Origin of the sequence: Peribacillus sp. NPDC094092, assembly GCF_050279365.1 — a bacterium.
Classification (GTDB): domain Bacteria; phylum Bacillota; class Bacilli; order Bacillales; family DSM-1321; genus Peribacillus.
In genome coordinates, this window is record NZ_JBNNUC010000001.1 from 855,062 (window position 1) to 878,426 (window position 23,365).

Annotated in this window: 22 protein-coding genes and 1 pseudogene; 7 read left to right on the top strand and 16 right to left on the bottom strand. The window is 36.4% G+C overall.

The window, feature by feature from the left end; translation table 11 throughout:
• Window positions 1-1,248: 1,248 nt before the first annotated feature.
• The 4 genes and pseudogenes from ACQKNS_RS04005 to ACQKNS_RS04020 form a co-directional block, all read right to left on the bottom strand.
• Entirely contained in the window at window positions 1,249-1,686 is a 438-nt protein-coding gene (locus ACQKNS_RS04005; protein ID WP_427641306.1) for a VOC family protein, read from the bottom strand.
• A gap of 223 nt (window positions 1,687-1,909) precedes the next feature.
• A pseudogene (locus ACQKNS_RS04010) lies at window positions 1,910-2,251 on the bottom strand (VOC family protein).
• 67 nt (window positions 2,252-2,318) lie between these two features.
• A complete protein-coding gene (locus tag ACQKNS_RS04015; RefSeq protein ID WP_427641307.1) occupies window positions 2,319-3,305 on the bottom strand; it encodes an alpha/beta hydrolase in 987 nt (328 codons plus the stop codon).
• 150 nt (window positions 3,306-3,455) lie between these two features.
• Window positions 3,456-4,496: an NAD(P)-dependent alcohol dehydrogenase gene (locus tag ACQKNS_RS04020; RefSeq protein ID WP_427641308.1), complete on the bottom strand. Its 1,041-nt coding sequence runs from the start codon at window positions 4,494-4,496 to the stop codon at window positions 3,456-3,458.
• 328 nt (window positions 4,497-4,824) lie between these two features.
• On the opposite strand from ACQKNS_RS04020, the gene ACQKNS_RS04025 reads away from it, so the two are divergent.
• The 3 genes from ACQKNS_RS04025 (at window position 4,825) to ACQKNS_RS04035 (ending at window position 6,908) form a co-directional block, all read left to right on the top strand.
• The gene (locus tag ACQKNS_RS04025; RefSeq protein ID WP_427641309.1) at window positions 4,825-5,235 is read left to right on the top strand and encodes a MerR family transcriptional regulator; all 411 of its coding nucleotides are present in this window, start codon (window positions 4,825-4,827) and stop codon (window positions 5,233-5,235) included.
• A gap of 360 nt (window positions 5,236-5,595) precedes the next feature.
• Complete coding sequence (locus ACQKNS_RS04030) at window positions 5,596-6,303, top strand: SDR family oxidoreductase (RefSeq protein ID WP_427641310.1); 708 nt, start codon at window positions 5,596-5,598, stop codon at window positions 6,301-6,303.
• 194 nt (window positions 6,304-6,497) lie between these two features.
• A complete protein-coding gene (locus ACQKNS_RS04035; protein WP_427641311.1) occupies window positions 6,498-6,908 on the top strand; it encodes a cupin domain-containing protein in 411 nt (136 codons plus the stop codon).
• A gap of 205 nt (window positions 6,909-7,113) precedes the next feature.
• On the opposite strand, the gene ACQKNS_RS04040 is transcribed toward ACQKNS_RS04035, so the two are convergent.
• The 10 genes from ACQKNS_RS04040 to ACQKNS_RS04085 all read right to left on the bottom strand — a co-directional run bounded on the left by ACQKNS_RS04040 (window position 7,114) and on the right by ACQKNS_RS04085 (window position 16,588).
• On the bottom strand, window positions 7,114-7,953 hold the full coding sequence (locus tag ACQKNS_RS04040; RefSeq protein WP_427641312.1) for an aldo/keto reductase: 840 nt from the start codon (window positions 7,951-7,953) through the stop codon (window positions 7,114-7,116).
• Between the two features lie 15 nt (window positions 7,954-7,968).
• Window positions 7,969-9,183 carry an MFS transporter gene (locus ACQKNS_RS04045; protein ID WP_427641313.1) on the bottom strand — a complete coding sequence of 405 codons (1,215 nt, stop codon included), beginning with the start codon at window positions 9,181-9,183 and terminating at the stop codon, window positions 7,969-7,971.
• Window positions 9,184-9,502: 319 nt separating this feature from the next.
• Window positions 9,503-10,456, bottom strand: coding sequence for an LLM class oxidoreductase (locus ACQKNS_RS04050; protein WP_427642123.1), 954 nt, complete (start codon window positions 10,454-10,456; stop codon window positions 9,503-9,505).
• A 612-nt stretch (window positions 10,457-11,068) separates the two neighbouring features.
• Entirely contained in the window at window positions 11,069-11,485 is a 417-nt protein-coding gene (locus ACQKNS_RS04055; protein WP_427641314.1) for an SRPBCC family protein, read from the bottom strand.
• A 10-nt stretch (window positions 11,486-11,495) separates the two neighbouring features.
• Entirely contained in the window at window positions 11,496-12,506 is a 1,011-nt protein-coding gene (locus ACQKNS_RS04060; RefSeq protein WP_427641315.1) for an aldo/keto reductase, read from the bottom strand.
• A gap of 769 nt (window positions 12,507-13,275) precedes the next feature.
• Window positions 13,276-13,611: an IDEAL domain-containing protein gene (locus ACQKNS_RS04065; RefSeq protein WP_427641316.1), complete on the bottom strand. Its 336-nt coding sequence runs from the start codon at window positions 13,609-13,611 to the stop codon at window positions 13,276-13,278.
• Between the two features lie 281 nt (window positions 13,612-13,892).
• A complete protein-coding gene (locus ACQKNS_RS04070; RefSeq protein ID WP_427641317.1) occupies window positions 13,893-14,027 on the bottom strand; it encodes a BA3454 family stress response protein in 135 nt (44 codons plus the stop codon).
• A gap of 63 nt (window positions 14,028-14,090) precedes the next feature.
• A complete protein-coding gene (gene spxA, locus ACQKNS_RS04075) occupies window positions 14,091-14,486 on the bottom strand; it encodes a transcriptional regulator SpxA (RefSeq protein WP_427641318.1) in 396 nt (131 codons plus the stop codon).
• Window positions 14,487-15,143: 657 nt separating this feature from the next.
• Window positions 15,144-15,560, bottom strand: coding sequence for an SRPBCC family protein (locus tag ACQKNS_RS04080; protein WP_427641319.1), 417 nt, complete (start codon window positions 15,558-15,560; stop codon window positions 15,144-15,146).
• Window positions 15,561-15,577: 17 nt separating this feature from the next.
• Window positions 15,578-16,588 carry an aldo/keto reductase gene (locus tag ACQKNS_RS04085; RefSeq protein WP_427641320.1) on the bottom strand — a complete coding sequence of 337 codons (1,011 nt, stop codon included), beginning with the start codon at window positions 16,586-16,588 and terminating at the stop codon, window positions 15,578-15,580.
• Window positions 16,589-17,031: 443 nt separating this feature from the next.
• Here ACQKNS_RS04085 and ACQKNS_RS04090 point away from each other — a divergent pair, with 443 nt between their 5' ends.
• The 4 genes from ACQKNS_RS04090 to ACQKNS_RS04105 all read left to right on the top strand — a co-directional run bounded on the left by ACQKNS_RS04090 (window position 17,032) and on the right by ACQKNS_RS04105 (window position 20,913).
• Window positions 17,032-17,379 (top strand): winged helix-turn-helix transcriptional regulator, encoded by a 348-nt coding sequence (locus tag ACQKNS_RS04090; protein ID WP_427641321.1) that lies wholly within the window; start codon window positions 17,032-17,034, stop codon window positions 17,377-17,379.
• 365 nt (window positions 17,380-17,744) lie between these two features.
• On the top strand, window positions 17,745-18,152 hold the full coding sequence (locus ACQKNS_RS04095; RefSeq protein ID WP_427641322.1) for a MerR family transcriptional regulator: 408 nt from the start codon (window positions 17,745-17,747) through the stop codon (window positions 18,150-18,152).
• Entirely contained in the window at window positions 18,139-19,131 is a 993-nt protein-coding gene (locus ACQKNS_RS04100; protein WP_427642124.1) for an oxidoreductase, read from the top strand. Before ACQKNS_RS04095 ends, ACQKNS_RS04100 begins: the two co-directional genes overlap by 14 nt.
• An 819-nt stretch (window positions 19,132-19,950) precedes the next feature.
• On the top strand, window positions 19,951-20,913 hold the full coding sequence (locus ACQKNS_RS04105) for a D-2-hydroxyacid dehydrogenase (RefSeq protein ID WP_427641323.1): 963 nt from the start codon (window positions 19,951-19,953) through the stop codon (window positions 20,911-20,913).
• A 278-nt stretch (window positions 20,914-21,191) separates the two neighbouring features.
• Here the strand turns inward: ACQKNS_RS04105 and ACQKNS_RS04110 are convergent, their stop codons facing one another.
• Window positions 21,192-21,881 carry a DUF421 domain-containing protein gene (locus tag ACQKNS_RS04110; RefSeq protein ID WP_427641324.1) on the bottom strand — a complete coding sequence of 230 codons (690 nt, stop codon included), beginning with the start codon at window positions 21,879-21,881 and terminating at the stop codon, window positions 21,192-21,194.
• Between the two features lie 592 nt (window positions 21,882-22,473).
• On the bottom strand, window positions 22,474-23,316 hold the full coding sequence (locus ACQKNS_RS04115) for a YitT family protein (RefSeq protein ID WP_427641325.1): 843 nt from the start codon (window positions 23,314-23,316) through the stop codon (window positions 22,474-22,476).
• Window positions 23,317-23,365 lie beyond the last annotated feature (49 nt).

A 23,365-nucleotide genomic window follows, 5' to 3' on the forward strand; every position in this document is an offset into this window, starting at 1 on the left:
TTTTTATGTTGAGATAAACGATAAAGGCCACTAATGAGGTAGTACAGAAAGAAGTAACCACAAATAATAATGGTAGGTAATATATTGGTGAAGATATTTATAAAAATAAAACCTAAAAGTAGAAAAATCAAAGAAACTATAAAATTAAATTTATAACTTTTATTACTATTCAACAAAATCACCTTTATCTAACTTTACCATTAAAAAACTTTATTGGAAATAATCCACAGTTCGAATACACTACGCTTATCGAACTAAACTGCCCCTATAGTTCAACAAGAGCAATGAACAAAAAAAGAACCCCTTTGCAATAAAGAAGTCCTTATTCATTCAATTTCAGTTGCAAATTGAAACAATTCCGGGTGATCTGCCATGTCTTGCATCGCTTTTTCTCTATGTTTTTTGGCTGTTTTAATGTCATCTTCAACTAAAGTGTCACTTCCAGGTCAAAGAATAACTTCTTCATCTACTGGTACTGGCGCATTTGCTAAATCAGATTGGAAAGAAAAAAGACCAATGAAAGTGATTCCAAATAACATAAGGATTTTCTTAAACTTAATCTACCTCCTTAGAATATGAGCTACAATCTCTAACAACCATTCATATCGTGAGTATGTAACACCCCAATAAGAATAATTTCCTCTTGAAGTTCGAAATCTGTAAAATTCATATATTTATCTTCTAAAAATTGATGACTTTTTATCAATGCTTCTTTCATCTCCTTTAGACTTTATATGAAACACTTGAATAAAATTTATTCATCTTGTCTTGGGATGCCCCGTCCGAAATAAGCGAATCAGCTTCACAAATAATAGCAATGTGTTCTAACAGCTCTCCTATGGAATGCTTGTTGGGTGTAGGTCTTTTTTGCAAGTCGTTTTCTGCTAACTTTCTATCATCTCAACAATTGTCATTACAGCGACTTTAATTTGATGTAATGCACTCTTACAATATGTATTCATCTTATCCTCCTTTACTTCAATCCTCTATTCAACTATCCTGTCCCTTTAGTTCCCATAAAGAAAGCTCCGATCTTCAGCTAACGCACCCGATTGTAGAACAACTCTATTGTCACTCAACAATTACCTGATCCACTTTTAATTCAGATGTTTTTTCCTTTCACTATAAAATAATCTTTTAGATAACATCCAAGGGGCAAAGCATCACAAAACATCGCAACTTTTTTATAAACAACGTGACTTTATTTTAAATCCACAATTGGCCCAACGACTATTAATTACCCTTAATTTATTTGATTTGCTCCGCCAACTCTAAAATAATCCCCTCTGGTCCACGACAGTAGCATAACTTATAACTTTCTTCATAGTGTTGTATCTCACTAAAGATTTCCGTACCTTTCTTTTTCAATTTGGCAACAACAGCTTCAATATCTTCAACAGCAAATGCAATATGCCGGATACCCAGGTTATTTGCAAAAGGTTGCTGAATATCTTTTTCATCTGTCGGCGTATAAAATTTAATTAGCTCTATCCATGCTTGACCGTCTGGCATCCCCAATCCTACACATGATACTTTAACGTCATTAAGCCCACTCATCTGATCCATCAACTCTCCTTCCAATTCCCATTCCCCTTGCACTTCAAGTCCAAAATCGAGAAAAAACTCTTTAGCAGCAGAGAGGTCATTTACGATTACACCTACATGATCTATTCTGAGGATCTTCATATCTCATACCTCCTATGTTCCTGTTATTTTGCAATATCCCGTATTCTTAAATTCTAATTCTCTAAATACAGAAAATATCCTTTTTAAACAAACTGGCCCAATTGTTGAATAAGGTCAAAGAGCACTCTTCAACTATCCTGTCCCTTTAGTTCCATAAGAAAAGGAGCTGTTGATCAGCTCCTGGCATTGAAGTAAAGCACCCGTTAGTTTGCAATGAAAGTGTTTACTCTTTATTCCACTCTAACAATTCCATACGGTTACCAAAAGGGTCGGAAATATAGAACCTTATAGCTCCTGGAAGTTTTTCGTCTTCCATAACATCAATCCCGTTTGTTACCAGATGTTTTTTTTATTCCTCTATATTTTCTATTTCAAAAGCAGGATGTGCCTTTTTGGCTGGATAAAATGGTTCTTCGATTCCTATGTATTTGATAATTTCCAAGTTCAAACCAAACCCCGCCACGCTTCTTTAATACTTCAGGTTTTTCAACTTCGTCAAAACCTAAATAATTTTAAAAAACTTTCTTGCAGTTTCCTCACTAGCTTTAGGAGCAACGAGCTGAATGCCAGGAGAAACCTAAACAAACAGGGGCATGATCCTTCTGATCAACGTCCCCGTTTGTTTAAGTTTATTACTTCAAATTCTCGGCAAAGAATGATTCCAACATGTCGAACGGAATGAAATCTGTCTTGTCGTACAAATCAACATGTCCTGCATTTGGAACGATGTACAGCTCTTTTGGTTCCTCAGCCAATTCGTAAGCATCTTCACTAAAGTATCGTGAATGAGCGTGCTCGCCAATGATAAACAAAATCGGGCGCGGCGAAATCGACTTAATGTGTGTAAGCAGCGGAAAGTTCATAAATGACATACTGCTTGTTACGGTAAATTGAGTAATGGAGTTCGGGTGATACCCACGAGGCGTAGAGTAGAACTCCCCAAACTCGCGACCAATAGGGTCTGTATTTTCATCAAATCCAATAGGTGCTCCTCGCTGCGCAAGCGTTGGCTGGCCTGACTCAAAATCCACATAACGTTGCTCGGCAATCGCGTCCAGTATACTGTTACTACCTTCTTCAGTAAATGAATCCTTCCAGCCGTTTGCCGCTACGCGGGATATATCATACATGCTGACCGTGGCTATAGCCTTGATGCGCCTATCTACCTGCGCAGCACTGATCGCAAAACCACCACTGCCACACATACCTATTGCACCAATTTTTTTCTTATCCATAAATGGACGTGTACCTAAATAATCAACGGCTGCACTGAAATCTTCTACGAATAGATCTGGAGAAGAAATGTGTCGTGGTTCACCACCACTATATCCGTTGTACGACGGGTCAAATGTAAGTGCTACAAAGCCACGCTCTGCCATGTTTTGGGCATAAATACCAGACCCCTGCTCTTTTACACCACCATAAGGGGCACCTATAATAATACCTGCGTGTTTCTTTGTCTCATCAAAATCCTTTGGCATGTAAAGATCTGCTGCAATTTTGATTCCAAACCTGTTTTTGTATGAAACAGATTTTCTTTTTACTTTATTACTTAACTCAAAAATATAGTTATCTGTCTGCGACATTTTTTTCATCACCTTCTTTTCAATATTTTTCAAGAGATACCGCAAACAACTAGTTATATAGATATTAACCATATGTTAACTCTAAATTTCGACTGATTAGGAGTATGGCTTATCAATTTTATAAACCACCTATAGATTGTTCTATCGCTGTCTTACAAGCAGTTTGGATCGTAATTTAGCAACTTAGATTGTACTAGTGTCAATAACAAATCGATACTTGACATCCGATGCTAAGACACGTTCATAGGCTTCATCAATTTGATCAGCAGAGATTACTTCAATCTTAGGAACAATATGATGTTTTGCACAGAAATCCAACATTTCCTGAGTTTCACGTATGCCACCAATCGCGGAACCTGCAAATGATCGACGATGACCGATAAGGGATAACACATTTAGGGACAATGGCTCTCCAGGAGCACCGACATTCACCATAGTGCCATCAAGGGTGAGCAAGGAGAAATACGAATCAAGATCAATCTTTGCACTTACTGTATTGATGATTAAATCAAAAGATCCTGCAAGCTTCTCAAATGTATCTCGGTCGCTAGTAGCATAGTAGTTGTCTGCGCCAAACTGTAAGCCGTCCTCTTTTTTATTCAATGTTTGTGATAGAACGGTAACATCTGCACCCATAGCATGTGCAATCTTGACTGCCATATGGCCAAGACCTCCCAATCCAACAACCGCTACTTTCTTGCCTGGACCAGCTCCCCAATGGTTTAATGGTGAGTAGGTTGTAATGCCTGCGCAAAGTAATGGTGCTGCGGCGTCAAGTTCAATGTTATCAGGAATTCTTACAACAAAGCCCTCAGTTACGACGATATGTGTTGAATAACCACCTTGTGTAGGCTCACCATATCGGTCGACACCAGCGTAAGTTTGAACATTTCCTTTAAGGCAGTATTGCTCTTCTCCTTTAAGGCAGTTCTCACATTTCCCACAGGAGTCAACCATACATCCGACTCCTACACGGTCACCTACTTTATACTTTGTTACCTCGGCTCCAACATCGGTAACAATTCCCGCAATCTCATGTCCTGGTACAAGTGGATAGTTAACGGGACCCCATTCGCCGTGCGCAACATGGATGTCAGAGTGACATATGCCTGCATATTTAATCTCGATTAAAACATCATGTAAATCTAGGTCACGCCTTTTAATTTCGGCTGCTCGAAACGGTTTGTCAGGACCGTCGACAGCTCTTGCTTTAGCAGTTACCATCTAAAACCCTCCAATTAAATTTATTTTTCAAGACAAGAGGAGAACTGAAAAATCAGGTTTGAAAGCTCACATTCCTTCATTACTACTCCCCTTTTACTCTTGCAAAACAATGTTAATCCTTATAGTTAACTCTAAGTCAAGTCATTATTTATATTTTTTTCTCATTCGTTCAGGAGACAATTTTTCTAGCAATATAGGACTTTAACAAATTTATATAGTTAAATTTGATTTAAATGTGATTTTGACACTCAGCAATACCCATGTTAAAATCGCTTCACGTCTTAGAGTTAACTCGAAATTTATGCTTAAGGAGAATAGGAGTGAAACAATGAACAAATATTCTATCAGTGAAGTTGCAAATGAATTGAACCTTACAACATATACCTTACGTTACTATGACAAGGAGGGACTTTTGCCTTTTGTAGAACGAACACCAAACGGAACAAGACTGTTTAAGGACTCCGATATTAATGCTTTAAAAATCATTGAATGTCTTAAATCCACCGGGATGCCTATTAAAGAAATTAAAAATTTCATTGATTGGTGTACTGATGGGGATTCCACCTTACAGCAAAGATATAACATGTTCTTAGAACGTAAAGCCGCTGTAGAAGCACAGTTGGAAGAAATGAACAAGACTATGGAACTAATTAATCTTAAATGTAACTATTATAAAACTGCCTTGGAGGCTGGAACGGAAGATATTCATAAAAACGATAAAATTGGGAGTTTTAATTAACATAGAGCAACCGATCCTTCAAACCTAATTTGTAGGATCGGTTGCTCTATTTGCGATATTTACTGTGCCAATAACCGCTGCATGTGCTCTAATCCCACTTCATCTAACGATACAAAGTGGCTTAATCTAAAGTTAACAATAAGCGAATAAAAAAATTATTTATTAATTATTAACTTCCCCCTTGAATTAGAGTCTACTCTAACCCTTATACTTAGTCTTATAACTAATCATAATTACTAAGCGTGATAAATGATATTTTTAAAGATTCTTCTGGGAAAAGGGTTGATTCCTTCATTTTCTAGATTGTGTAATCATCTACTCTTGCCTATGATTAACAGGCGAAAAGGAGGATATTGGAAAATGCCAAAAGATACAAAAGTTGCGCTTGTCACCGGCGGTAATCGAGGAATTGGATATGAGCTGGTCAAACAAATGGCTTTGGAAGGTTTTAAGGTCATCTTGACAGGTCGAGACCCAATAAAGGGTCAAAAAATTGCCGAAAACCTTAAGAAGTCAGATTTAGACGTATCATTTCAGGTAATGGATGTAGACAATCAAGAAAGCATTTTTCAGGCCGCGATCACTGTATATGAGCAATATGGAAGATTAGATGTATTGATTAATAATGCAGGCGTGTATTTGGATGGGGATGAAAAGTTAGTGGCTATGGACCCTTCCATTTTGGAAAAAACAATGGAAACCAATTTCTTTGGAGTTTACCATGTAATCCGTTCCTTTATTCCCATCATGGAAAAACAAGGCTATGGCAGAATTATTAATGTTTCCTCAGAATATGGCGGGATGAGCCAATTGTCATATCCCGGAGTAGGGGCATATAAGTTGTCTAAGTTTGCCTTGAACGGATTGACACGATTGCTTGCTGGAGAAGTCAAAGGGGATATTAAAATAAACGCTGTCGATCCAGGATGGGTAAGCTCAGAGATGGGTGGCCCATCTGCTCCAACGACACCTCAGCAAGCCGCTGAGTCTTTCTTATGGTTAGCAACAATCGGTTCTGAAGGACCAAACGGAAAATTTTTCAGAAGTGGAAAACTAGTGGATTGGTAACAATTCAGTTTAAGAAATATTAAGTGTTTAGGTATTGGATGAAACCATCCGCAATTGATGCTGACCGCATTGATGGTGTAATTGCCTTTCCAATTGGGGCAACTATCTGATGCTGTCATTCATATGGTAATTCGATCAACTGTTCAAGTTGGTTATTAATATTAATTAAAAATGAAATTATTGGAGGTAGTAAAATGGCAAAACATGAAGAAGTAAAAAATGGCGTTATTTTCCCTGTGGGCGAAAAAAATGAAGCATATGCTCAATTTTTTGTCGGACAAAGTTATCTTAAGACATTAATTGCAGATCCTAAAGTAAATGTTGGTGTTGGGAATGTAACCTTTGAACCAGGATGTAGAAATAACTGGCATATTCATCGTAATGGGTTTCAGCTTTTATTAGTAACAGGTGGCGAAGGTTGGTACCAAGAAGAAGGAAAACCTGCTCAATTCATAAAAGCCGGTGATGTTATTGTCACCCATGATGGTGTAAAACACTGGCATGGTGCTACAAAAGACAGCTGGTTTGAACACATTGCAATTACTGCAGGTACGCCGGAATGGTTGGAACCAGTAATAGATGAGGAATATAACAGATTAAAATAATTGGCCAGTTGCAGTTTTCACTGACTCATCTTCTCCTTTTACAATAAGATAAATAAAACATCTTCTTCAAAATAAGAATGACGAGAATATTCTTTACAATTTTGGTGAAGAATGTGTTTCTTAACCTTATTAATAGTATTTAATTAAAAAACACAAAAAAAGAGTACAAAAAATGTACTCTTTTCACCTACTTTATACTTTAAACTCAGAAATCAAAGTTATCAGGGTCTGGGCCAACGCGGTGATTTTCATTTAACGCATCAATTTTTTCCATATCTTCTTTTGTTAATTCAAAATTAAATACATCAGCGTTTGCAATGATGCGGTGCTCTTTCGTTGATTTTGGAATGGTTATAACTCCATTTTGTAAATCCCAACGTAAAATGACTTGCGCTGTTGTTTTACCGTACTTATCAGCAATTTCTTGTAACGTTTCGTTATCAAATAATTGACCTTGCATAAGCGGTGACCATGCTTCCATTTGAATACCTTGCTCTTTACAGAAAGCTTGTAATTCTTTTTGCGTTAAACGTGGGTGGTACTCCACTTGGTTGATCATCGGCTTAATTTCCGCATCTTTCATTACATCTTGGAGGTGATGGATTTGGAAATTACTTACGCCAATTGCATTTACACGCCCTTCTTTATATAGTGTTTCTAACGCTCTCCACGTATCTTTATATTTCCCTTCTACAGGCCAGTGAACAAGATATAAATCTAAATAGTCTAGTTCCAATTTTTTTAAGCTCTCTTCATATGCAGCGATTGTTGTTTCATATCCTTGATCTGCGTTCCACACTTTTGAAGTGATAAATAAATCTTTTCTTGAAATCCCCGCTGCTTTGATACCTGCACGGATTCCTTCACCTACTGCTTTTTCATTCCCATAAATTGCAGCTGTATCAATGCTGCGGTATCCCGCTTTAATCGCTGCTTTTACAGCCTCTACAAGTTCTGGTCCCTCTTCCACTTTAAATACACCTAAACCGATCAAAGGCATTTCTACACCATTATGCAATGCTGTTTTACTTTGTAAATTTTTCATTTTGTTTTCTCTCCTTTATTTTGCTTGATCTCTTTTTTCTAATGTCATACTCCACGCTGTTAAAATAACAGCGGCTGCAACCATAATGCCACCTACCCAAGCGGTATGGATTAACCCTAAAGAGTTCGTTACAAGACCGCCTATATAAGAACCTAAAGCAATTCCTCCGTTAAATGCGGCAATATTAATTGCTGAAGCAACATCAACCGCACTTGGAACAAAGCGCTCAGCCAATATAACGACATATACTTGTAGTCCTGGAACATTCATAAATGCGAATAGTCCCATGAAAATAATTGTGATTAATCCAGCGACTTTAAATGGTGCTGTAAATGTTAAAACAAATAATATAATCGCTTGAATAAAGAACATGTAAAATAGCGCTCGAATTGGATTATGATTCGATAATTTTCCGCCGACCATATTCCCTATCGCAATGGCGATTCCATACACTAATAGAACGATGGTAACCGTACTTGCTTTAAATCCTGTTACTTCTTGTAATAGTGGTGATAAATACGTAAATGTTACGAATGTTCCACCGTATCCTAATGCAGTAATGATGAAAACAAGTAACAATCTTCCATTCTTAATTAGTTTGAATTGATCACGAAATGATACAGGTACACCATTTTTTAAATTAGATGGGACTAGTATACTGTTTGCGATTAAGGCAATAATTCCAATTGCCACAATCGCCATAAACGACGCTCTCCAGCCAAATTGTTGACCAATAAATGTTCCAATTGGCACACCCGTAATAGTCGCGACTGTTAATCCAGTGAACATAATTGCAATTGCGCTGGCACGTTTATTCTCTGGTACGATTTCAGCAGCAATTGTAGATCCTATCGACATAAACACACCATGCGCAAACGCAGAAATAACTCTCGCAATAAGTAGCACAGTGAAACTAGTTGCAACAGCTGCAATTCCGTTACCGATAATGAAAATAACCATAATCCACATTAGTAATGTCTTTCGCGACATACTAGCGGTAAGAGCTGTTAAAACAGGAGCACCTAATGCCGCACCTAACGCATATAGGGAAACAGTTAAACCAGCTGTTGTAACCGAAACATGTAAATCTTTCGAAATGGATGGTAATAAACCAACACTAATAAACTCGGTTGTACCAATGCCGAACGCACTAATCGCCAACGCTAATAAAGCAAACATACTTCTTCGATTCGTCTGAACTTCTGAAGAAGATACAGTATATGAATTCAATTGAAATCCCCCTTAATCTTATAATTCACATAAATATAGTAGGATAAAAAGCATAAATATTTCCTACAAAAATTTACTTTCAATGAATGCTATCATCATGGTTTCATTCTTTTTTAAAGAATGCACTTTAAAGTACGATAGGTAATTCCTAGTACCGTACTACCCACTTTTCTCTTACTTACGCTATTATGAATGATATTCAACATAATAAAAAGTACGAACTTTAAAGTGCTATAGGTACTAAAAAGTAACATATGTTGGTTGTCATGTTTGTGATTAATTCGTTAACAGCAGGAACATCTCCACCTTTTCCACTCATTTACAATGCAGGGAAATGAGGAAGTACTTCTTCTCCTAGTTCATCCAATACTTCATTGGCTGGACGTTTGCCATCAAATAGAGCAAGGAATAAATGATTAACACCAATAATTCGATATAAATCCAGCAATTCAATCAGCGCATTACGACCTGTACGGTAGCCTAAGCGTATTGGTGTAGGACGTTCATTCGGATCTTCAGACAAATCTAAATGCATAGGCTGTATAAATGGTTTGAATACACCTGGATGATAGTCCTCTACTAGCTCTCGCCATTGTCCAATTGCTGCAGCCTGATGTACCGGACTGCGTGGATAATACATCCACCCATCGCCATGTTCAGCAAACCATTCCATCGTTTGCTGACTAAAGCCTGTTATAAAGGTTGGAACACGTTTAGACGGTTTTGGAACTAGATTTGCACCATGCACTTCCCCTAGTTTCGATTGGATGGATGGAAAGTTTTTATACAAAATATCTTCCAAGTAAGCAAAAGCTTCCCTAAATTTTTCACCTCGTGTTTCATGACTAACACCTAATGCCTTAAAATCAGCACGTCGGTCACCGGATGAAACACCGAGCATAATTCTTTCTGGAAATAGTTGATCCAATGTAGCGATTTCTTTCGCCACACGAAGCGGATGACGAAGTGACAATACGGTTGCCGACGTTCCAAATGCGATTTTCTTTGATTGGCTTGCTAAATACGTCAAATAAATCATCATATCGTAAATTTGACCTGTTGCAGGATCACCAAAGTCAGGATCCTGCAACAGAACATCGCGAAGCCATACGCCTGTAAAACCATATTGTTCCGCTTTTTGAACCAATTCTACTTGTTTTTCCATTGTCGGTGCATGAAACTGATAATTTTCAATCGGAATATGGACTCCTAATGTCAGTCGATCTTTCGCAATCATGCGATTATATCCAAAATGATTTGCAAACTGTTCCATTTGTTTCACTCACTTTCCTTCACGAATATAAACCTATGATTTTATTGGCTATTAGTCTTTCTTCTCTAAATACATACTCCATCCCATTAACACCACAGCCCCTATACCATATCCATTCAGCATGGAATAAGCCCATAAAATCTGTTACAGTTTTGTCAAAATAAAAAACTATTGCCATCGTAATACCTAAAACGTATTACAAAATGATTAAAATCACTGTTGTAATAAAAACTAATAAATCTTAGAGATTCCAAGCAATATTCCTAAACTCATAAATTCTATTGTGTTAATAGCCAAGATCACTATCGATAATGTACTTCTTTTTTGTCATGTACTACTTTCCCAACAGAATTTGATGTGATCACTTTACGACTGCTGAAACTATTATTAATAAGAACTTTTCGGAATGAATTCTGAATCCTATCAACTTTGTGCTACGGATGTTAGTACAAAACGGTCATAATCTCAATAACTGTAACGAACCGCCAAGGCTTTTTTGAAAAGCGCTTTGCTGCTTTGATATCTCTAGATTTATTTAAATAAAACTCGATATATCCATGATTTAGAAGTTAGTTTCAAATCAGCCATTCCATCTAAATCGATTTATACCGATTAATCCAGTTTTTGCAATGCCTCCAGGCCGTCTTTGTAGATTCCATAGAACAGATTAATTGCCTCTTCATCACTAACTCCTACAGGAGTGAAACAACCAGACCACTCTACCAATGATGTTTTATCATCCATACCTTCTCTAACACGGATTGTAGATAAATAATCAGTAACCGGAAATGGTGCTTTCATAATTGAATACGTGTAGTAGCGTTCCTTGTCGTTAAATGCTTCTAAACGTTCTACAATCGCATCACCATCAGGGTTTGCAAGATGACGTACACGTCCACCTTCAGTTACTTTACTGCTAGGAATATAAGGTAACCAGTCTGGAAGAGATTCAAAACCTCCGATTAATTGCCATACTTGTTCAGGTGAAGCAAAAATTTCAATAGATATGGTAGTATGGGCCATATTCATTATCCTCCTTTTATTTCACATCAATTGGTAGTGGTGCATTAGGTGCTACCAGTTTTTGTTCGCGCATTTCTTCCCAGAAGGCTGCCGGAATCACTATGTTTAATGCAGCTTTGTCTTCTGCAATCCGTTCAGGTTTACTAGCACCAGGAACAACCGCAGCAACTGCCGGATTAGCCAGTGAAAATTGTAAACCTGCAGCCTTGATGCTGATTCCGTGACGATCTGCAATGTTTTTGATCTTATTAACTTTTGCCATAATTTCTGGTGACGCTTTTTGATATTCGAAGTGAGCACCTCCAGCAAGAACACCCGAGCTATATGGACCACCAACCACAATATCCATATTGTGCTTTTTAGCTGCAGGCATTAATCGTTGCAACGCACGCTCGTGGTCTAATATTGAATAACGACCAGCTAGCAAGGAAATATCTGGTTTTGCTTCTTCTAAATCCAGCATAAGCTCCATTGGTTCTACTCGGTTTACTCCAAGCCCCCACCCCTTAATTACTCCTTCTTCACGTAAACGCGTAAGCGTACGGAACGCTCCTGTTCGAGCAATTTCAAATTGTGCAAGCCACTCATCACCATAAAAGTCTTGCGCTGGATCATGAATATAAACAAAGTCCAGACGATCTGTCTGTAAACGTTCCAAACTCTTTTCGATAGAAAGAAGGGTTGCATCTGCGCTATAGTCAGGGATGATTTTATTCTTACGACCAAATTCGAAAATCCCTCCTTTTTCTCCAAAATCACGTGCAGCGGGATCTTCCAGTTCATCTGAAATAAGTCTACCTACTTTTGTACTTAAAACGTACTCATTACGATTTCTTTTCGATAGTGCTTCACCAAGACGAATCTCTGATAATCCAGATCCATAAAGTGGAGCTGTGTCAAAATAACGAACGCCACTTTCCCAAGCTGCGTCCACTGTTGCGATTGCTTCTTCTTCTGGGATATTACGGAACATATTACCGAGTGGTGCTGTACCAAAACCAAGTTTTCCTTTTAATAAATTTCTCATTTAAGGTATCCTCCTAAAAATTCATATTAAAAATTGGTGTGAAAATCAATGAATGATCAAATGCATGATAAGGCATTTAAATAGCAAAATGGTATGCACTTTAAAGTACTCTAGGTACTAAAAAGCAACATAAGTACTTTCTAATTCCTCTACTCACTTCCTCTTACATATACTATTATGGAGTATATATAACATAATAAAAAGTACGCACTTTAAAGTGCTGTAGGCACTAAAAAGTAATATATGAACTTTCTAGTATCGTTCTACTCATTTTCTTCTTACATGTGCTATTATGGAATATATTTAGTGTAATAAAAAGTACGCACTTTAAAGTGTTATAGGCACAAAAAAGTAATATTATTAGTATTAAACTTATTGGGGCCGAAAACACGTAACAAACATTACATTCCTTTTATAAACATTCTTATATACAGTAAAACCAAGTTTTTCACCCAAAAAATTCCTCATCGTACAAAGGTCGCTTTTTGATGGAGACCCCTAATACAAACCGCACCCCTTAGTTGATATAAAAAAGGATAGACCTTTTTAGGCTATCCCGCATACTTTGTTTTTCAAATCAGATTAAAAAGAAGCTCTTTCATAACAGTATCCTGCTTCTTAACTTAAGTTTGCAAATCATGTTATTAAACTTCTTCTAGATTCCCTAATTTAATGGGGATTTTTCAAAACCAAATCCAGACAAAATGAAACCATCGATTGATCTTACCGCAACTAAAAATACCGAAAAAGATTATATTTATAATAATCTTTAAACTCCCCCATTAACTAACTGTTTTATCGCGTTTAATTTTGAAGAAAGCACGATAAACCATTCTTCATCCCCTGTTAATAATGCCAAGTCTATAAGAAAAAGGATTTGAGCTTTGTTTATTGCCTTTGAATCAGGGAGTTTTTTAACGTCTTTGCTTAAAATTGAAATTGTTTTGCTTATTGTATCTTTATTGTCACAACTTATAACCGTTATCTTCACTAATTCTCCTAGGATATCAAAGGATTTAATATAACCAGTTATTAATTCACCCTCCCTTGATTTTCCTCGAACCCAATCTCCTACTTTTAAAACGGTATTATTATTTGACTTCATACTTTTTCCCCTTCTTACAAATGATTTTAGTATAAATAAAATAGGATTAGTTCCTCATTTTTAGTGACGGCAAGTAAGATGTAAAAACCAACTCAAACTGTAAGATTTTTTATTACACTTAAGCATTAAGAACTCCACGGCTATATAACAATCAAACCGCTTATCGTTCTTTATTGATAAGATCAACTACTTCTTTCATTATTTCATTCAAGTTCAACTAGGCTCAATAACTGCATCTAACCATTTATCCTTTATGCTTGCTTTTAAGTCTGAAAATAAATTTAGAGATTCCATTGTTTCTTGACTTGTTCTTCAGCCAACTGTCTAATTTTTGTCCATATCGTATCTTTATTCACAATGACATTTGTTTGATAATTTTTATTTTTATAATTTACTGTAAAGAATACTTCAATCATTTCCTGCTACCTCCTAAAATCCCCTTCAATACTAGTCTCTTATCCCTTAAACTATATTACTTATTAATTAGCCAATTTTTGCAATTCAATGTTCAAAAATGTTCGAATGCTACGTGGCAAAAATTTACGAATTTCTTCCTCATTAAAACCAACCTGTAACCTTTTTTCGTCTAGAATAATTGGCCGACGTAACATTTGAGGATACTCAATTATTAATTTATAAAATTCATTAAGCGAAAGTGCCTCGATATCAATTTTTAACTCCTGAAAAGTTTTCGATCTAGTTGAAATAATTTCAGTAGCGCCATCATCGGTTAAACGAAGAATCGATTTAAGCTCATCGACTGTCATAGAATTAGATACTATGTTCTTTTCAATATAATCAATATGATGTTCCTCGAGCCATGCTTTTGCTTTCCGGCATGAACCACAGCTCGATGTTGTATATAGAATTACCATATTCCGCACCTCTCTTTCCTATTTTGCTAAATAAAAAATACCCGACTATTTCAAGAATGAGGTATTGAAATGCATAAAAAAAAATTACAGTTTAGAATCAACAACACTAACGTTATATATACGACAATATTTAATTTATCTTAACTGAACTATTCATTTTTTAATTCATATTATTTTATCTACTTCCATGAAAATACTGTAACTATATGATATGGTATTTGTTAAACAACATTTTACAAGCTATGGCAAAACACTTTTATCTCACATGATTTATTTCCAATAACCATACTGTAATTTTAAAATTTACAGTTACCCTAGTCAACTGTTAAATACTGGACTTAACCTATTAGCGTAACCAAAGGTTATTCATATCTCTTACATATGCTATTATGAGTGATATTCAACATAATAAAAAGTACATACTTTAAAGTGCTATAGGTACCAAAAAGTACTTTTTCATTATTATTTTGCTCCCGTTTCTGGGTAACCTTGAAATAAAAGAACCTTTAAAATATGTATAATGACAAGTAGCCAAGGCTTTTAAAAAAGCCTTGGCTGCTTTGATATCTCTAGATTTACTTCAATAAAGGTCGATATTCCAAGATTTAGATTTTTCTCAAGTCAATTATCCTTTCCATCTAAATCGATTTATACCATTCAATCCAGAAATGCTTTTTGCAATGCCTCTAGGCCGTCTTTGTAGATTCCGTGGAACAGGTTAATTGCCTCTTCATCACTAACTCCTACTGGAGTGAAACTGCCAGACCACTCTACCAACGATGATTTACCATCCGTACCTTCTTTAACGCGGATTGTAGATAAATAATCAGTGACAGGGAATGGTGCTTTCATAATTGAATACGTGTAATTGCGCTCCTTTTCGTTAAATGCTTCTAAACGTTCTACAATCGCATCACCATCAGGGTTAGCTAAATGACGTACACGTCCCCCTTCAGTTACTTTACTGTTAGGGATATAAGGTAACCAATCTGGAAGAGAGTCAAAACCTCCAATTAATTGCCATACTTGTTCAGGTGATGCAAAAATTTCAATAGATGTAATAGTATTTGCCATGTTAATTACTCTCCTTTTTATTTAACGTTGATTGGTAGTGGTGCATAAGGTGATACCAGTTTTTGTTCCCGCATTTCTTCCCAGAAGGCTGCCGGAATCACTGTGTTCAATGCAGCTTTGTCTTCTGTAATCCGTTCAGGTTTACTAGCACCAGGAACAACCGCAGCAACCGCCGGATTAGCCAGTGAAAACTGTAAAGCAGCAGCTTTGATGCTGATTCCATGACGATCTGCAAGATTTTTAATCTTCTCAACTTTTGCCATAATTTCTGGTGACGCTTTTTGATATTCGAAGTGAGTACCCCCAGCAAGAACACCAGAGCTATATGGACCACCAACGACAATATCCATATTATATTTTTCAGCTGCTGGCATTACACGTTGCAGCGCACGCTCATGGTCTAATAGAGTGTAACGACCAGCCAGCAAGGATACATTTGGTTTTGCTTCTTCCAAGTCCAGCATAAGTTCAATGGATTCTACTCGGTTTACTCCAAGTCCCCAACCCTTAATTACGCCTTCCTCACGCAATTGTGTAAGTGCACGGAATGCCCCTGTTCGGGCAGTTTCAAATTGCGAAATCCACTGATCACCATAAAAGTCTTGCGCTAAATCATGAATATATACAAAGTCCAGACGATCTGTTTTTAAACGTTTCAAACTATCCTCAATAGAGCGAAGGGTTGCATCCGCGCTATAGTCATTGATGATTTTATTCTTACGACCGAACTCGAAAAGCCCGCCTTTTTCTCCTAGATCACGTACAGAAGGATCTTCCAATTCATCCGAAATAATTCGACCTACTTTTGTACTTAAAATGTAATCATCTCGATTTCTTTTCGACAGTGCTTCACCAAGACGCATCTCAGCTAAGCCAGATCCATAAAGTGGTGCAGTGTCAAAGTAACGAATGCCACTCCCCCAAGCAGCATCCACTGTTGCCATTGCTTCTTCCTCTGGGATATTGCGGTACATATTACCGAGTGGCGCCGTACCAAAGCCAATTTTTCCATGCAGTATATTTCTCATTTAAGGCATCCTCCTAAGAATTTATATTAAGAATTGATGTAAGAACCAAAGACTTATCAAATCCATTTCATCGTATGATAAAATGCAAGATAAAACGTATAAGCAGGAAAAAAGTACATACCTTTAAGTACCATAGATGCTAAAAAGTAATATAAGATCTTTATAGTACCGTTCTACTCATCATTTTCTACGTATGCTATTATGAAATATATTTAGCATAATGAAAAGTACGCACCTTAAAGTGTTATAGGTACTTAAAAGTAATATAAGAACTTTTTAGTATCGTTCTACTCTTTTCCCCCTTACATGTGCTATTATGAAATATATTTGGCACAATAAAAAGTACGCACTTTAAAGTGTTATAGGCACAAAAAAGTATATTTTAGTACTAAACTTATCTAGGTCCAAAACTAAAATCTAAATCCATCAAAGGAGGGTTTTCCATGAAGACATACAATATTCCTGTAGAGGCGACTTTAGAGGTTATTGGCGGAAAGTGGAAGGTTGTTATTCTTTGTCATTTAATGAAAGGGACAAAAAGAACAAGCGAATTAAAACGTTTAATGCCTGGTATTACACAAAAGATGTTAACACAACAATTACGTGAACTAGAAGAAGACGATGTAATCGAAAGAAAAATATATAACCAAGTACCACCGAAAGTAGAGTATTCTTTAACTGATTACGGTTGTTCTTTAAATTCTATATTAGATTCTCTTTGTAGTTGGGGAGAAGATCATCTTGAAAAGAATGGAAACACTTCCATGCTGATTACAGCAAACGAATCGTAAAAAAAGCAAAAACGGGTTTTAGTGTAAAGATCATTTTGGATGATCTTATTCTACAATGTTATTTAGATATTTTATCTTACTGATGGATGCCTGATGGCATCCTTTTTTTTTTCAATTCCTCAGGGTTACTGAATAAGCTTTTTTTTCATCAGTAGTCTTTTAGAGACATGAAAAGATTGCACAGCTTTATTGAAGAATCTTTTGCAGCCTTAAGTTTCCAAACCCTAAAACCACAAAATGGCATTTGTGTGTTTTTCAATGAATTTCAAATCAAAAAACATATTTTATATTTTCATTCCCAAAAAGGTTATTGACTTGGAGTTAACTCCAAGTCATACACTTGTAGCGAAAGGAGAGCATCACAAATGAACGATATATTCACCATATCAGATGTGGCTAAAAAAACAGGATTAAGTCCAGACACAATCAGGTACTACGAAAAAATTAACCTTCTTCCCACTGCTAAGAGAAATGAAAATAATATTAGGCAGTATGTTCAATTAGATATAGATCGAATACTTTTCATTAATCATCTTAAGAGAACACAAATGCCCTTAAAAAAAATACAAGAATATATGAAATTCTCACTAGCCAAAAACGAGGAAGCTTGTAAAGCGATACTTGAGGAACATAAAAACCAAATTACAAGTCAAGTAACTGATTTACAAGCTACTTTGGATATTATAAATTATAAAATTACCCACTTTCAGCATATAAAAACAGGGAAAATTAATGAACAAGTGGAGATGGAGTTAAATGATGAACGAGAATAATGAAAGTACCATCCAAAAACCAAATCATTCTGGATTCAGCTCAAGAACTACCGCTAAAGAGTCTCTAGGAGGAAGAAATTTAAGTGGAGAGGTAGCTATTGTAACAGGGGGATATTCAGGGTTAGGACTTGAAATAACCCGCGTACTTGCGGAAGCTGGAGCAACAGTTATAGTACCCGCAAGAAGAATTGAACAAGCTCAAGAAGCTACTTCAAGTATTCCACGAGTGGAATTGGAAAAACTGGATCTCATTGATCCAAATTCAATAGATGCTTTTGCAAAAAAATTTCTTAAAACCAATCGCCCACTACATATTCTAGTGAACGGCGCAGGGATAATGGCTAATCCATTGAACCGCGAAGCACGAGGGTATGAATCTCAGTTTGCAACTAATCATTTAGGACATTTTCAATTAACAGCAAGACTCTGGAAGGCTTTAGTTCAAGCTAAAGGAGCAAGAGTTGTTTCAGTTAGTTCGCGCGGTCATCGTATTTGTGGTGTTGATTTTAATGACCCAAACTTTATAAATCGCGATTACCATAAATGGCAAGCCTATGGGCAATCCAAGACGGCAAATGCATTATTTGCAGTTGAATTAGACAAACGGGGTAAGAAATTTAATGTACGTGCATTCTCTGCACACCCAGGAACGATTGTAACGAATTTATCTCGAAATTTAACTGATGAAGAAATGCGTTCCATGGGAGCGTTGGACGAGCATGGAAATCGAGCTTTAGTGGAATATGATGAAGAATTTAAAAGCATTACAGAAGGGGCAGCTACAATTGTATGGTGTGCAGCAAATAATCAACTTGATGGCAAAGGTGGCGTTTATTGCGAAAATGTTGACATTGCGAAAGCTGTTTCCGCCGAAAATCCAGAACCATCAGGAGTTAGGCCTTGGGCTGTTAATACAGAATATGCAGAACTGCTTTGGAGACTAAGTGAAAGGCTAGTTAGAATTAAATTTTTAGATTAATTCAAAATACAGAAGGACTTAAAATGAGTAATGAAGGTAATTCCATAATAAATCGAAATTTGAGATATAAAGGTAACTAAATGAGTGAAGAAGAAAAAACGTGGGTTGCAACTTTTTTTACTCCAAGCGATATTAAATGAAACAGACTCTAATTTATATGGAAGTTCAGCACCTCTTCTATGGTAGTGTTTTCAAGTCAATTCACTATACAATTGATGAGGTGTTTACACCGTGCATGAATTTCATGTGGCGAAATTGCCATTTGCATTATATTGTTATTTACAGTTAATGTCATTAAATTAATATTAACTAATCTGAGTCGCCCTAATGCGGGTTTTACTCTTAAAAAAACAAGACGGCCAGTTTTTTCAGATAGTATAGTAGATTGAATCAATGGCGTTCTATATACAATCGAAGCGATTCGTTTTCTTGCTTCCCAAACGGACACGGATTTTCATACCTTTTCTTTCCTTCGTTGGTTTTTTATTCGTCATGTTATCCTTTCCTCCTTGATCATTATTCTAGGTTTTCATAAGATAAATACTAATTCCTTCTATAGGATATAACAATTGTCAATACTGGCTATAAAGGTGAAGATTTTCATGCAATTTGTTTTATAAAACTAATAAAGTTTAGTTGATATAACATAATACTATAATAGATTGAAACCATTCTAATACTCTAGCCTAGCGAGTCTTTAATACCTTTTTTTAAAAGTATGAATTGGACTTTTGTGGTAAATTATTAATGTATGATTAAAAGTTATTGTTTAAAGCGAAGAATTTATACTATATTTAAGAATCAATAAGGAGAGAGCCAATGGGAGATATACACAAACCGACTATTCTTTTATTTAGTCCTATTCAGGCAGAGGTTGAAGCTTATGCTGATTGTATCCGCAATAATGGGTTTATATCGGTAAAGGCAGCGAAAACTTTGGAGGAAGCAGAAAAATATTTACCAGGCACTGAAGTTATTTTGGGCTGGAATTTCCCTACACATTTACTATGTAAACCAATTGCCTCATCTGTTCGCTGGTACCAGTCAATGGGAGCCGGAGTCAATGATTTGATTGCTGACAAATCGATACCTAAAAACATTATATTAACCCGAATTATTGACCAATTTGGTACTTACATCTCTGAATACGTATTTTCGTTTCTCTTGGACATAGTGAAAGACGGTCCTCGGATGAAACAATCGCAAATGGAGCGAAGGTGGGATCCTTTCATTTCTGACACTCTAAAGGGGAAAACAATCGGGGTGGCTGGACTTGGATCAATTGGCGCTGAACTTGTACGTAAAGCTCGAGCATTTGATATGATTGTACATGGATTAAGCTTTAGTGGAAAACAAGCAACTCTAGTGGATAGCCACTTTACTCCAGATCAATGGGGTGAATTTGTAAAAGATCTAGATTATTTGGTCCTAACCCTTCCTTTAACGGATTCCACATATCATATCATTAACAAGGACCTTCTTTTAGCGATGAAATCCAATGCCTACCTTATCAACGTTGGACGAGGGGCATTGATAGATGAAGAGGATCTAATATCTGTCATTCGAGCAGTACATCTTCAGGGAGCAGTCCTCGATGTATTTGAGACAGAACCGTTGCCAAAGGAACATGTCTTCTGGTCAATGCCAAATGTGTTTGTCACTTCTCATCTGTCAGGGCCAAGTACGATTAACGAAGTGAGTAACTTTTTTATAGAAAATTTAAGGAGATTTTCAAGAGAACAACCATTAAATGGATTGGTAGATCGGAACCGAGGATATTAAACCACATTGCTATTGTGCTTTCCAATTATCCATTTATTGATACTGCCGCATATTTCAACAGAGGAAGATGGTAAACTAGTCCATGCAACAAAAGCAGCTTTAGAAGACGATGCTAAAGTTTCTCTAGGAATTGGTACATCCTCTCAATCTTCTACTCATGCAGCTCATAGTAATTAATGTTGCAAACGTCCTTTTTATTTAATATAGAACATGGCAAAAGCCCTTACTCACTTGGGTAGGGGCTTTTTAAAAAAATCATCCAGTTTATTATTTGTATATTAAGAATTATTTTTGGGATATGGCTGTATATAGAATCCTTCTGTTTCTGACCATTCTCCATATAGGATATTCTCAATTGTTTTATAATTTCTTTTCTGAAGTTCTTCCAGAAGCCACTCTCTTGATTTTTCCACGGATTGAAGTTCTTCCTCTTTTATTTGGCCTTTCTCAATTACTAATATAGAAGGTGCCTCGTCCTCAGGATCCAGGCCAAGCATATCCGGTGTGACGCTTGCTGCCTTAGTATAAAGATTTACACTGATCTCCCCAGCAGGCTCAAGATATAAATCACGTACTTCCCGGAGAGTAAATACACCCTGTTTCCGCAACATGGTACGAACCTGTTCAAGATCCAGATGATTTTTTTCCATTTGTTTTATATCAAATTTGCCATTACGAATAATTAAAGAAGGGCGCCCTTTGAGCAGTTTCTTCATTCCATCTCTTTTTAGTGCGCAAACCTCTATGATATATATGGAAATTCCCCAAAGGCAAATGGCAAATAGAATCTGCCAAATCGACACTTTTTCGTCGTACATGCCTTCTTCTAGAATGCCGCCTAATACTAAAGCGTAAATAAAGTCAAAAGGGGTCACCTGAGACATTTCTTTTTTTCCAAGAAGTCTTGTCACTGTCAGAAGACCAACCAGCCCAATTATCAGCTTCATTGCTATTTCCAAATAAATCATTATATCACCTCATCCCTTTTCTTTCTCTCTCCCCTTTAAAGAATTATTTAAACCATGATCTTTAGATTACAAAAATAACCCACTTCTCGATGAGGAGGATGTGCAGGATGAATAAAAAGGTAAATGAAGGAATAGAATTTTAATAATCCTTGAAGCAAAACAATCCCCCCTTCTTCTAAATCGAGGGGGGGTTGTTTATGTATGGATGAATATAATTGAACAATGTAGATGCCTAAGTTTACACCTTGTTTTAAACTGATAATCATTAAACCAAAAATAATTATCAAAATGGCCCCTGCTTGTCTAATTAAAATCAATATATTCATAAAATAGACCTTGAATAATAGATGGTTCGATACAATTATACGTGCTGTTAACTTTGCAAGTAGCTTTGTTTTTATAGTTGGATTCTTCCCAACCTATGCGTCCTACATTACCATTGTTTGGGCAGAATCCCATGGTTATCAAGTTAACGTCTTCTCCGTCTCCTTGCGAATTCCCCCCAAGGAGTTTATAGAGTAAATTTTGCTTAATAATTTCGTTTATCTTTTCAGGAATACGAACGGTTCTTTTCTAATGGTAATTCCCTTTTCTACCAAACGTTTTTGAAATTACCAATGACTTTATGAGCTGGCATGGCAGAAATAAATGCATGATCATCTATGCTTTGTACAGTTTGACATAATTCTGCCCATTGGATATTCACGATTACACAAAGTATGACTTGTTTTTCACTATGTGAGTATGCCCCTAAAGCTTCCCAGGATGTAACACCGCGATGGAACGCTTGATTGAGAGCTTCAGATATCTCTTCTCCCTTATCCGTCACAATAATTACAGAACTTCTTTCTGCTATATTAAGTAAGGATTCATATGTTTTAGCTCCGACATATAACGAAAGAATGGTAAACATGGCTGCCTGAACATCAAAGATTACGGCAGATATGGCAACAATAATCAGATTAACGATAAGACCAAATTTTGAAATGGACAGATTTTTGTGTTTAGCGATGATTCGTCCGAGGACGTCTAAACCTCCATTGGATCCTCCTACACGAAGCATGATGGCTCCCCCAGCAAACGAAACGATTCCCCCGAAAATGGAAGCTAAAATAACATTTTCTGTCCACATGAGACGAATAGGGATATAGTGTAAGAATATAGTGTCAGAAATGACAGCAAGAATCGTATAAAGGATAAATTTTTTCCCTAAATGGATATATCCTAAAATTAAAAGTGGAATATTATATATAAAATACTGCACTCCCACTGACCAATTGAAAAAATGGTACAAAATCATACAAATCCCTATGATACCTCCAGAGAGTAAATTAGCTGGAAGTAATAATGTATTTGCACCAATAGCAATTAATAAGCTACCAAATATAATACTCAATACCTCAATAACAATATGGTATTTCCCTTTATTTCTCATAATGCGTCCCTTCTTCAATTCATTGTTAAAATAAAATATTCTCATTCAG